The organism is Planococcus sp. CAU13, from assembly GCF_000775575.1.
Taxonomy (GTDB): Bacteria; Bacillota; Bacilli; order Bacillales_A; family Planococcaceae; genus Planococcus.
In genome coordinates this window covers 1-11274 of sequence record NZ_JRGN01000145.1, presented here as the reverse complement: position 1 = coordinate 11274, position 11274 = coordinate 1, and the positions used below count along the sequence as shown (strand labels likewise).

Here is an 11274-nt window from a genome sequence, read left to right as displayed (position 1 = left end):
TGGAAAGCGAAGCTGTTTTGCGCAATATCGTTTAAAAATATAATTGCCCTTTATTTCCAGTTTGTCATGATATGCTGGTATAGTTCACTTTATCTGGATTTTCATATAGAATTGAGGAAATATTATGTGTTATAGTGATACATAAATAATTTAGTGCGTTGAAGGGAGAAAGCGTTTATGCGTTATTTGACAGCAGGAGAATCACATGGACCGCAATTGACAGCTATTATTGAGGGGTTGCCGGCGCAAATGCCGCTGACCGCTGAAATGATCAATAAAGAGCTGAAGAGAAGGCAGGGCGGACATGGTCGCGGCCGCAGAATGCAGATCGAGACGGACACAGTAGAAATCGTCTCTGGAGTAAGGCACGGCAAAACGCTTGGCTCACCGGTTGCCTTGGTCGTCAGGAATGACGACTGGAAACATTGGACGAATATTATGGGCATTGAACCCATCGAAGAAACAGATGAAGTCAAACGGCAAATTTCCCGCCCGCGTCCTGGGCATGCTGATTTGAACGGTGGCATGAAATACGGGCACCGCGACCTCCGCAATGTGCTTGAACGCTCATCAGCACGGGAAACGACGGTGCGCGTAGCTGTGGGGGCAGTAGCCAAGCAGCTATTGTCGCAACTCGGTGTTGAAATGGTTTCGCATGTGACGGAAATCGGCGGCATTAAAGTGGATCCGGAAAGTTTCACAGGAAAAACAGTGGCTGAAATCAGGGAACTTGTCGAAAAAGATGCGGTCTATTGCGCGGATCCTTCTGTCACTCAGCAAATGACGGACCTGATAGATGTAACGAAAAAAAATGGAGATTCCATCGGCGGCACTGTTGAAGTGATTGTCGAAGGAATGCCTGCGGGAATCGGCAGCTATGTCCATTATGACCGCAAGCTGGACGCTAAGATCGCAGCATCGGTCATGAGCATCAATGCGTTCAAAGGCGTCGAATTTGGCATCGGATTCGAGATGGCCCGCAAACCCGGCAGCCAGGTGCACGATGAAATCCTTTGGTCGGAAGCTGAAGGATACACACGAAGAACGAATAATCTCGGCGGTTTTGAAGGCGGGATGACGACCGGCATGCCGATTATCGTCCGCGGCGTGATGAAGCCGATTCCGACTTTGTATAAACCATTGCAGAGTGTTGACATTGAAACGAAAGAACCGTTCCAGGCAAGCATCGAGCGCTCGGACAGCTGCGCCGTACCGGCAGCTTCGATCGTTGCAGAGCATGTGGTGGCCTGGGAAGTGGCGAATGCGCTGCTTGAACAATTTGATGCAGATCAATTGCCGAGACTGAAGGCGAATATCGCGGATTATCTGTCTTATACAAAGGAGTACTGATCCTATGACTGTGCTGACTGTGGAAGCGGCTCACCCCTATCAAGTGCATATCGGCCCCGGAGCTTTAAGCGCCTTTCAGGAAATCTGCAGCGGGCTTCTGGCCAGTGCCGATAAAATCGCCATCCTTGCAGATGAACAGGTTGCCCGGCTGCATCTGGAGTATCTAAGGTCACATCTGGCAAAAACCGGGCACATATACATCAAGCAAATTCCTGCGGGAGAATCGGCAAAATCGATTGAAACCTATATGGATTGCCAAAGCTTCCTATTGGAAAATGAGTTTTCAAGAAATTCCCTGCTCCTTGCTTTTGGCGGAGGAGCTGCGGGAGACCTGGCAGGTTTTGTCGCTTCCACGTTTATGAGGGGAATTCCTTTCATTCAGATTCCTACGACGATTTTGGCGCATGACAGTGCTGTGGGCGGCAAAACAGCGATCAACCATGCGGCAGGCAAAAATATGATCGGTACTTTCTATCAGCCGGCAGCTGTCATTTATGACACGCATCTTCTAAAAACACTGCCGGAAAAGGAAATTCGTTCGGGCATGGCGGAAGTTATCAAACATGCCTTTATTTCAAATGAAGGCTGGCTTGAAGAATTATTGTCGGTGGAAGACATTTACGGATTGACTGACGAAGAAATGGCCAAGCACCTAGAGCGGGGCATAGCGGTTAAAGCGGCAATTGTTGAAGAAGATGAATTTGAAAACGGGGTCCGAAAGTTTTTGAATTTCGGCCATACTTTAGCGCATGCCATTGAAGCGGTACTCGGCTACGGGAAAATTACGCACGGAGAAGCGGTGGCAATTGGAATGGCCTATGCATTGGAATTATCCGGCCATCAAAAGCTTGCTCCTTATCTGAAATGGTGCCAGTCCAATGGTTACCCCCTTCAGACTCTGGTGGATCTGCCGTTTGAACAATTGGAAAACTATATGAAAAAAGATAAAAAAACGTCCGGTGGTTTATTGAAATTCGTTATGCTTAAAGAAATCGGCCTGCCATTCGTTGATACGGTGGACCATAATAAAGCGCAGGCTGCGTATGACGTTTTATGTTCAAAGATAGGAGAGATGCAATTATGATGATTCGAGGCATCAGGGGAGCAATTACCATATCTGCCGATCATCCGGATCAGATTTTGGATGAAACAAGGAAATTGGTATTGGAAATGGCAAAACAGAATGACGTCGATCCGGAGCATGTAGCTTCTGTCATCATTTCGACCACAAACGATATTTCATCTGCGTTCCCGGCCAAAGCCGTTCGGACAATCGAAGGCTGGACGTTTGTGCCGGTCATGTGCACCCATGAAATGTCTGTACCCGGCAGCATGCCGCTTTGCATTCGTGTAATGATGCATGCCAATACGGCACTGGGACAAAAAGAAATCAACCATATCTATATGAATGATGCCGTGAAATTGCGGCCGGACCTCATCAATGACAGCCGGGTGAGAAAACGGTGAAAACAAAAATACTGGTTATAGGGCTCGGCCTGATCGGGGGCTCACTCGCGAAAGCATTGATGCGGCACGACGATACAGTGATATTCGGCTATGATTCAGACGCTCTGACAGTCCGCAAGGCATATAAAATGGGCATTATCCATCAGGCGGCCTTATCGCTTGAAGAAGCGGCAGCCGAAGCGGATTTCATCTTTTTGGCAACGCCTGTGGGTGCCGCAAAAAAACTGCTGCAGCAAAGCCGTTTCTGGAAACTGCGTGACGGGGTCATCATCAGTGATACCGGCAGCACTAAAATGGAAATCATGGAGGCAGCTGAAAATCTGGGGCATGTTTTCATTGGCGGCCATCCGATGGCGGGATCGCATAAAAGCGGCGTCGAAGCGGCGAAAGATGTGCTGTTCGAAAACGCCTATTACATCCTGACGCCAGGGCCTCTGGCAGAACCCTCCCATATCAATAAAATAAAAGAGCTTATAAAGGTGACAAAGGCGAAAGTGGAAGTGCTGTCTGCAAAAGAACACGACCATATGACGTCCATCGTCAGCCATTTTCCTCATTTGATCGCGGCTTCACTTGTGCATCAGCTGGACCGCGAACAGCAATACCCTTTTACGCGGCAGCTGGCAGCGGGGGGCTTCCGGGATATTACCCGCATCGCTTCTTCAGATCCCGTCATGTGGCGGGATATTACCACACAAAATAACACAATGATCGCGGCTCAGCTGGACCAGTGGATGGATGAAATGGCCCATTTGAAAAGCCTGCTGACCGCCAATGAAGAAGAGCCGATCAGGCGCTATTTTGAAAAGGCAAAATCTGTAAGGGATCAATTGCCGATTGCCGGACACGGAGCCATGTATTCTGTGTTTGATCTTTATATCGATATTCCGGATATTCCCGGAATCATTTCTGAAGTGACGGGGTACCTGGCTGAAGAAGACATCAGCATCGTCAATCTGCGTATCCTGGAAACACGTGAAGACGTTTTTGGTATTTTGGTGATCAGTTTTCAGACTGCTGAAGACCGGGAAAACGCAAAAGCGTGTATTTCGAAAAGAACCGCCTACGACGTTTACATTTCCTAAAAAGGAGGAACACGCGTTGCCTATGAATTTATTGTTTGACCACCCTGTTTTGAACGGCTCCATTCAGGTGCCGGGAGACAAATCCATTTCTCACCGGTCGATCATGTTCGGAGCGATCGCTGACGGAACGACGACAGTCGAAGGTTTTCTATTGGGAGAGGACTGTTTGAGCACCATAAACTGCTTCCGGAAACTCGGCGTGGATATCAAATTGGATGAGGACCGAGTAACTATAAACAGTAAAGGAGCGGCAAAATGGGTGGAACCTGCTGAACTGCTGGATACAGGAAATTCGGGCACCACCACCCGCCTGATGCTGGGCTTATTGGCTGGAACCAGTTTCCATTCAGTCATAGCCGGAGACGATTCGATTGCAAGGCGACCGATGAAACGCATTGTTGAACCGCTGCGGTTGATGGGTGCCGATATTCGGGGGCGTCAAAACGGCCATTTTACACCGCTTGCGGTTCAAGGCACTCCGTTATCCGCCATCAATTATACGCTGCCGGTGGCCAGTGCCCAGGTAAAGTCTGCCATTTTGCTGGCCGCTCTCCATGCAAAAGGCACAACGGTCATCGAAGAACCGGTGGCGACCCGGGACCATACGGAAATCATGCTCCGCCAGTTCGGGGCAGAAATCAGCAGAAATGCAAACACGATTGAAATTCAAGGCGGACAATCACTGTCGGCACACCATGTAAAAGTGCCTGGGGATATTTCTTCAGCAGCGTTTTTGATCGGTGCCGCGCTCGTTACTTCAGGAAGTGAAATCACTCTGGAAAATGTCGGAACAAATCCGACCAGAACTGGAATCCTGGATGTGATTGCACAAATGGGTGCCGATTTCACTGTTCATGAAAAAGAAACGGAGGGCGAACCTGCAGCTGATCTGGTCGTCCGGTCTTCCCGTCTGCAGGGAATTGAAATCGGAGGCGCACTCATTCCAAGGCTGATTGATGAAATTCCGATCATTGCATTGATCGCCACCCAGTGCCACGGGACAACCGTTATTAAAGATGCCGAAGAACTGCGTGTCAAAGAAACGGACCGGATTACTGCGGTGGTCAATGAGCTTGCGAAATTGGGTGCTGATATTACGGCAACAGAAGACGGCATGATCATCAATGGCCCGACTCCGCTGTCAGGTGCAGAACTGAAAACCTACGGGGATCACCGGCTGGGCATGATGGCCGCAGTCGCTTCTCTGGCGGCAGCCGGAACCGTATCAATCGACGACCCGGAATGCATTGCGGTTTCATATCCGGGCTTCATGGACCATATAGAACATTTGATTGGCTGACTCTCCTTCGGGGGAGTTTTTATTATGCTAAAAACAGCGTATCGTGTAGGATGGAAGTAGGAATTTGAAAGAAAAGGTGATTGCATGGCAACAATGGAAGAAATTCAAAAAGCTGTCGAAATGGGCGACATGGACAAGGTGAATGACCTGCTCGATTCGTATCTGTTGAGCGGCGATCCCGATGAACAATTCGGTTTGTCCGAATGGCTCGGAGAAATTGGATTTGTGGAAGAAGCGATAAAAGTTTTGGAGCACCTTGAGTTTCTGTTCCCGGAAGAAAGCCAGCTGAAAATCGACAGAGCGAATCTGCTGATTGAAGCGGACAGGGAAGATGAAGCGCTGAATCTGTTGATGGAAGTGCCGAAGGACGATGAATACTACCCGCAGGCATTGGTGACGCTGGCGGATCTGTTTCAGCTTCAGGGCTTGCTTGAAGCTGCAGAAAACCGGCTCAATGAAGCAATCGGCCTCTTGCCCGACGAACCGCTGCTGATGCAGGCTAAAGCGGAGCTGCTGCTGGATTCGGGCAGATATCTGGAGTCCGCAAAGATTTACCAGGACCTGAAAAGAGACGGCGTGGAAATTGAAGGCGTCAATCTTTCGGAACGTTTGGCAGAAGTATACAGTGCCGGGGCGGCTTATGAAGAAGCGCTGCCTTATTACGAGGAAGCCCTTGAAGATCAGATAAAGCCGGACGTTCTTTTTGGAGCGGCCGTCGCAGCATTTCAAACCCGCCAGTATGACAGAGCAGTAAAAAGGCTCGATGAACTGACTGTGCTGGACCCCGATTATTTTTCCGCTTATTTATTGAAAGCACAAAGCCTGAATATGGCAGAAGATTATAAAGCTGCCTATGAAGCCATCAAAGAAGGCATAAGAAGAGATGAATTCGATAAAGAGCTCTATCTCTTCGCCGGGAAACTGGCGATGAAATTGGGCGATACCGAAGAAGGGGTCGAAAATCTGCGGCAGGCAGTGGCGCTGGATCCGGAATATATGGAAGCCATTTACACTCTTGTCTCTTATTTCCACACAGAAGAAAGAGCTGACGATGTTCTGGAACTGGCAGAAGCGGTTGTTGCAAGCGGTGATGACTGGGCCGGTTTGTATCCGATGATAGCTGAAGCCTATGAACGCACGGAACAATATGAAAAAGCGGCGTCTTATTTTGAATTGGCCTATCCCGCTTTTCGTGACGATACCGATTTTCTTGCAAAATACATGCGTTTCCTCATTGAAGAAGGAAAAAGGGAACGAGCACTTGAATTACTTAAAGAGCTGCAGGTGCTGGAACCTGAAAATCAGGAATGGCACGACCTGCAGCACACGCTGGAATGAAAGGAGGATCTGCCATGACCGCTTCAGTTTCGGTTGGAGATAAAAAGCAGTTTGTCCGCTGGTTTCTGCAATCGTATAAGATGAAACGCCGGGAATGCATCTGGATATTAAATTATATGCTCAGCAATGATGAACTGCTTGCAAAGACACATTTCGTCGAAGATGCACATTATTGCCCGCGTGCAATGGTCATGTCATCGACCGAATCGAAAGAATTGCCATTCCGTTTTTACAAAGGCAATCTGATGACGGCCGATGCGGAAAAATCATTTCATGACCTGCGGCTCAATCCCGATCAGGACCTGTATCTTCAATTGAATTTCCCGAACAGGCCGCCTTCGCCTCTGTATCTTTCCGTTCTCGAGGATAATCCCTATCTTCCACTGGATGAAACCATCAGAGCAGAAGATCGGATGCTGGCAGAAGAACTGCTGGCAGAGAGCATGGCGTCTTTCCAGGAGGAAACGATTTTCAAGCAGATTGATGAAGCACTGGATGCCAATGACAAAGACAGGTTTTTTGAACTTTCGGCATTGCTGCACAATATAAAAACGATTAAGAAAATGGAAAGCGAGTAGATTTCATGCATTTTATCGGCAAGGACATAGACCAGTACCTCAGCCAGCGGGAATACGTGGATACTGCGGTAGTGCCGCTGCTGGAATTGAATTTAAGTGAAACAGGATTGAAATCAAGCGCGGGTGCTTCTGAATATCTGCAATCCCTTACCGCTTTGCTTGAAAAACAGTTTAAGGGCAGAATCCTCCTGTTTCCGCCGGTTTCATATACTGCCGGCGCAGACAGAACAAGAATGGCAGAAGAAATTTCTTCGGAAATGGAAAAAGGCGGCTTCAGACACGTGTTTTACATGACGACAGATGCTCAGTGGCGCTCTATGGAAAGCTTGAAAAATGTGCTGTGGCTTCCTGCCATTCCAACAGGGGATATGGACCGGAACTTTAAACAATCCGTCATGGAAGATCAGCTTCGGCAGGTGCTGCCGCTTTTTTTGAATGAATGGTCATAAGCTTCATGAAATGTTCACAAACTGGTATTTAGCTTCACAGCAATATTGACCTGAACTTTCGATTGATATATCATTAGGTTGTCCTAGTAATTATATTTGAATGAGTATGTCCATTGGACTGACCTTGAATGTTAGAGGGGGGAAAAGGATGAGTAACAATCGTGTTTCACGACGTCAATTTTTAGGCTACACATTAACAGGTGTCGGCGGATTCATGGCAGCAGGGATGCTGATGCCGATGGTGCGTTTTGCGGTTGACCCGGTTCTTCAGCAAAAAGGAACCAGCGACTTCGTATTGACTGACCAGCGAGTGGAAGATATCACTGAAGAACCAGTGCGTGTCGACTTTACATTTGAACAGCAGGATGCATGGTATACATCTGAAGTAACAAATTCAGCTTGGGTCTACAAAGAAGGCGACAGATTGATCGCACTTTCACCAGTCTGTAAACACTTGGGCTGTACTGTCAACTGGGCTGGGGATCCAAACCACCCGAATCAATTTTTCTGCCCGTGCCACGCTGGCCGTTATGAGAAAAACGGACAGAACGTACCAGGCACACCGCCGCTTGGGCCGCTCGATGAATATGATGTTCAAGAGCAGGATGGCTTTGTAGCTATCGGAGCAGCAAAAGAAAACACATTAACAGTTTAATAGTTAGGGGGTACGACACCAGTGCTAAACAAGTTATATGATTGGGTTGATGAACGTCTGGACATTACGCCGATTTGGCGCGACATTGCAGACCATGAAGTACCGGAGCATGTTAACCCCGCACACCACTTTTCAGCATTCGTATATTGTTTTGGGGGATTAACGTTCTTCATCACAGTTATTCAGATCTTATCCGGTATGTTCTTGACAATGTATTATGTACCAGATATCGAGAATGCCTGGCAGTCGGTCTATTATCTCCAGAATGAAGTAGCATTCGGAGAAATCGTGCGCGGTATGCACCACTGGGGAGCTTCTCTTGTAGTAGTAATGATTTTCCTTCATACGCTTCGCGTATTCTTCACAGGTTCTTACAAGAAACCGCGTGAATTGAACTGGGTAGTAGGCGTTTTGCTGTTTGGTGTTATCCTTGGATTGAGCTTTACAGGTTACCTTCTTCCTTGGGACATGAAAGCATTGTTCGCTACTGTAGTTGGTATTGAAATCGCTGGATCTGTTCCAATAATCGGCGATATGATCAAAACTTTGCTTGCCGGGGATGAAAATATTCTTGGTGCACAAACTTTGACCCGTTTCTTCGCTATCCATGTATTCTTCTTGCCTGCTGCTTTGCTTGGGTTGCTTGCGGCGCATTTTATCATGATTCGGAGACAGGGTATTTCAGGCCCGCTGTAAAAAGTACGGCTTAACGGATTTTTAAAGGAGGGGACACTATGCATCGCGGAAAAGGGATGAAATTTGTAGGGGATTCGCGTGTTAAAGGTATGGAACATCGCATGCCGAATATCCCGAAGGATTATTCCGAATACCCTGGTAAGACAGAGGCTTTCTGGCCCAACTTCCTTTTGAAAGAATGGATGATTGGTGCAGTCTTCTTAATTGGTTATCTGCTTTTGACTGTCGCTCACCCGTCACCGCTCGAAGGTGAGGCGGACCCGACTAATACAGCGTATATTCCTTTGCCAGACTGGTATTTCTTATTCTTATATCAATTACTTAAATACGAATTTGCTTCAGGCCCATTCAACATTGTGGGTGCCATCATCATACCGGGACTTGCTTTCGGAGCTTTGATGCTGGCTCCTTTCCTGGATCGCACTGAGGAAAGACGCCCTTCAAAACGGCCTCTTCCAACAGGCTTCATGCTTCTTGCAGTGGCAGCCATCATTTTCCTTACTTGGGAATCAGTTGCAAACCACGACTGGGAAGCTGCTGAAGCTCAAGGGCAGATCACACAGGAAGTTGAAATCGATACATCGGATCCGGGTTATGAAGTTTACTCAACGAGTTCCTGTATCAGCTGCCACGGTGATAACCTGGAAGGTCAGGTAGGACCTACTTTGATCGGAACAGGTCTTACAGCTGAAGAAATTGCTGAAATCGCGGTAAACGGTATTGAAGAAGACGGCCAGCTAAAAATGCCAGCTTCTTTTGAAGTGGACGTAGATGGATCAGAAGAAGACCTCCAGGCCTTGGCTGAATTTATTGCCAACCAGGAATCAGAAGAATGACATACTAAAAAAAGAGCCGGTTTCCCGGCTCTTTTTTGCTATCTTGAAAGGAAGAAACTGAATGCTTTCCTTTGTGAATAAAATTTCTGCCTGGCTGATGTTCAAGCCATTTCTCGTATGGTTATTTCTTATTAACCTGGGTGGAACTATTTTCGGATACATATGGTATGAAGGACAATTATCCAGAACTGAGCCGATATTTCTTATCTTCGTACCCGATAGCCCAACAGCCAGCCTTTTCTTCACGATTGTTCTGGGACTTTGGCTGATCGGCAAACGGAGCAGTCTGATCGAGGCACTGGCTTTCATTACACTGATAAAATACGGCTTATGGGCAGTCGTCATGAACTTGTTGACGCTGTGGCAGACAGGCGACATCGGCTGGGAAGGATGGATGTTGGTAGCTTCCCATTTCGCCATGGCACTGCAGGCGGTCCTGTATATCGATCATTACCGGTTCGGCTGGCTGGCGGTAGCGTTGGCTGCAGTCTGGACGTTGCATAACGATGTCATCGATTATGTCTTTGGTCAAATGCCGATTTACAGCAGTTTGTCCGAATACAGCAGCCAGATCGGCTATTTCACTTTTTGGCTTTCAATTGCCTGCATCGCTTTCGCTTTATTCGTTGCCTGGCTCAACAAGCCCGCGCCGTTTCAGTTGACCAAGACTGACCATAGCAGGTAAAATATAAGCAACAGATAATATAGAAAGGGTGTTATTATTATATGGGTATAGGTTCATACATCATCTATTTCGCTGTCCTCCTCATTTTGCCTCTATGGGCACAATTTAAATTAAAAAGAACATATGGCAAGTACTCAAAAGTTCGGTCAACGTCCGGCCATAACGGTGCGCAGGTTGCCCGCATGATTCTTGATCAAAATGGACTGTATGATGTAAAAGTAATTGAAAGTCGCGGCATGCTGAGCGATCACTACAATCCTTTAACAAAAACAGTTGCTCTTTCCAGCCATAACTTTCATGAAGCTTCTGTTGCAGGTACTGCGGTAGCAGCTCACGAAGTGGGACACGCGATTCAGGACGCTGAAGATTACTCATTCCTTCGCCTGCGCCATCGTCTGGTGCCGCTTGTGAATATTTCATCCAATATGTCCTGGGTGTTCATCATGATCGGTTTCTTTGCGCAACTCAGCGGAGCATTGCTTCTCGGTATCATCCTGTTGGCAATGGGTGTACTTTTCCAGATCATCACTTTGCCGGTCGAGTTCAACGCTTCGAACCGGGCGATGGATCAATTGCTGTCAGCAAACATCATCCGCAACGAAGAAGAGCCGCATGCGAAAAAAGTTTTAAATGCTGCTGCCATGACTTATGTTGCTGCAACCGCAGTCGCTGTTTTGGAACTTGCACGTTTGCTCCTGATCTATTCAAGCATGAACCGTTCATAAATGTGGAAAAAGCCGCTCCGACAAACCAGTCGGGGCGGCTTTCGTGTTTATAATAAAAGAAAAAGAAACCGATACTACGAAAAACAGCTTCGCTTTCCTGGGGGCTTGTG

The 11274-nt window shown here is 47.6% G+C and carries 13 protein-coding genes; all 13 read left to right on the top strand.

The features are described 5' to 3' along the window. Window positions 1-177: 177 nt before the first annotated feature. Window positions 178-1350 (top strand): chorismate synthase, encoded by a 1173-nt coding sequence (gene aroC / locus KW93_RS06260; RefSeq protein WP_033542130.1) that lies wholly within the window; start codon window positions 178-180, stop codon window positions 1348-1350. 4 nt (window positions 1351-1354) lie between these two features. Next, window positions 1355-2434 carry a 3-dehydroquinate synthase gene (aroB, locus tag KW93_RS06255; protein ID WP_033542129.1) on the top strand — a complete coding sequence of 360 codons (1080 nt, stop codon included), beginning with the start codon at window positions 1355-1357 and terminating at the stop codon, window positions 2432-2434. Beyond that, window positions 2434-2817: a chorismate mutase gene (gene aroH, locus KW93_RS06250; protein ID WP_033542132.1), complete on the top strand. Its 384-nt coding sequence runs from the start codon at window positions 2434-2436 to the stop codon at window positions 2815-2817. Before aroB ends, aroH begins: the two co-directional genes overlap by 1 nt. Then, on the top strand, window positions 2814-3902 hold the full coding sequence (locus tag KW93_RS06245) for a prephenate dehydrogenase (RefSeq protein ID WP_033542128.1): 1089 nt from the start codon (window positions 2814-2816) through the stop codon (window positions 3900-3902). Before aroH ends, KW93_RS06245 begins: the two co-directional genes overlap by 4 nt. A 22-nt stretch (window positions 3903-3924) precedes the next feature. Further along, window positions 3925-5202: a 3-phosphoshikimate 1-carboxyvinyltransferase gene (gene aroA / locus KW93_RS06240; protein ID WP_033542127.1), complete on the top strand. Its 1278-nt coding sequence runs from the start codon at window positions 3925-3927 to the stop codon at window positions 5200-5202. Window positions 5203-5286: 84 nt separating this feature from the next. Continuing rightward, window positions 5287-6540, top strand: a complete 1254-nt coding sequence (locus KW93_RS06235; RefSeq protein WP_033542126.1) for a tetratricopeptide repeat protein — start codon at window positions 5287-5289, stop codon at window positions 6538-6540. Between the two features lie 14 nt (window positions 6541-6554). Then, window positions 6555-7118, top strand: a complete 564-nt coding sequence (locus KW93_RS06230) for a ReoY family proteolytic degradation factor (protein ID WP_033542125.1) — start codon at window positions 6555-6557, stop codon at window positions 7116-7118. 5 nt (window positions 7119-7123) lie between these two features. Further along, a complete protein-coding gene (locus KW93_RS06225; protein WP_033542124.1) occupies window positions 7124-7567 on the top strand; it encodes a DUF2487 family protein in 444 nt (147 codons plus the stop codon). A 148-nt stretch (window positions 7568-7715) separates the two neighbouring features. Beyond that, entirely contained in the window at window positions 7716-8222 is a 507-nt protein-coding gene (locus KW93_RS06220) for a ubiquinol-cytochrome c reductase iron-sulfur subunit (protein ID WP_033542123.1), read from the top strand. Window positions 8223-8243: 21 nt separating this feature from the next. After that, window positions 8244-8918 carry a menaquinol-cytochrome c reductase cytochrome b subunit gene (qcrB, locus tag KW93_RS06215; RefSeq protein WP_033542122.1) on the top strand — a complete coding sequence of 225 codons (675 nt, stop codon included), beginning with the start codon at window positions 8244-8246 and terminating at the stop codon, window positions 8916-8918. 38 nt (window positions 8919-8956) lie between these two features. After that, the gene (locus KW93_RS06210; RefSeq protein ID WP_033542121.1) at window positions 8957-9754 is read left to right on the top strand and encodes a menaquinol-cytochrome c reductase cytochrome b/c subunit; all 798 of its coding nucleotides are present in this window, start codon (window positions 8957-8959) and stop codon (window positions 9752-9754) included. A gap of 61 nt (window positions 9755-9815) precedes the next feature. Beyond that, a complete protein-coding gene (locus KW93_RS06205) occupies window positions 9816-10439 on the top strand; it encodes a DUF1405 domain-containing protein (RefSeq protein WP_052131488.1) in 624 nt (207 codons plus the stop codon). 41 nt (window positions 10440-10480) lie between these two features. Beyond that, on the top strand, window positions 10481-11164 hold the full coding sequence (locus tag KW93_RS06200; RefSeq protein WP_033542120.1) for a zinc metallopeptidase: 684 nt from the start codon (window positions 10481-10483) through the stop codon (window positions 11162-11164). Window positions 11165-11274: the final 110 nt, after the last annotated feature.

What these genes read in the sequence shown, in the direction of transcription:
- aroC (WP_033542130.1), top strand. Translation starts at nt 178, where the DNA reads ATGCGTTATTTGACAGCAGGAGAATCACATGGACCGCAATTGACAGCT.
- KW93_RS06210 (WP_033542121.1), top strand. Translation starts at nt 8,957, where the DNA reads ATGCATCGCGGAAAAGGGATGAAATTTGTAGGGGATTCGCGTGTTAAA.
- KW93_RS06205 (WP_052131488.1), top strand. Translation starts at nt 9,816, where the DNA reads ATGCTTTCCTTTGTGAATAAAATTTCTGCCTGGCTGATGTTCAAGCCA.
- KW93_RS06225 (WP_033542124.1), top strand. Translation starts at nt 7,124, where the DNA reads ATGCATTTTATCGGCAAGGACATAGACCAGTACCTCAGCCAGCGGGAA.
- aroA (WP_033542127.1), top strand. Translation starts at nt 3,925, where the DNA reads ATGAATTTATTGTTTGACCACCCTGTTTTGAACGGCTCCATTCAGGTG.
- KW93_RS06200 (WP_033542120.1), top strand. Translation starts at nt 10,481, where the DNA reads ATGGGTATAGGTTCATACATCATCTATTTCGCTGTCCTCCTCATTTTG.
- KW93_RS06220 (WP_033542123.1), top strand. Translation starts at nt 7,716, where the DNA reads ATGAGTAACAATCGTGTTTCACGACGTCAATTTTTAGGCTACACATTA.
- aroB (WP_033542129.1), top strand. Translation starts at nt 1,355, where the DNA reads ATGACTGTGCTGACTGTGGAAGCGGCTCACCCCTATCAAGTGCATATC.
- aroH (WP_033542132.1), top strand. Translation starts at nt 2,434, where the DNA reads ATGATTCGAGGCATCAGGGGAGCAATTACCATATCTGCCGATCATCCG.
- KW93_RS06235 (WP_033542126.1), top strand. Translation starts at nt 5,287, where the DNA reads ATGGCAACAATGGAAGAAATTCAAAAAGCTGTCGAAATGGGCGACATG.
- KW93_RS06230 (WP_033542125.1), top strand. Translation starts at nt 6,555, where the DNA reads ATGACCGCTTCAGTTTCGGTTGGAGATAAAAAGCAGTTTGTCCGCTGG.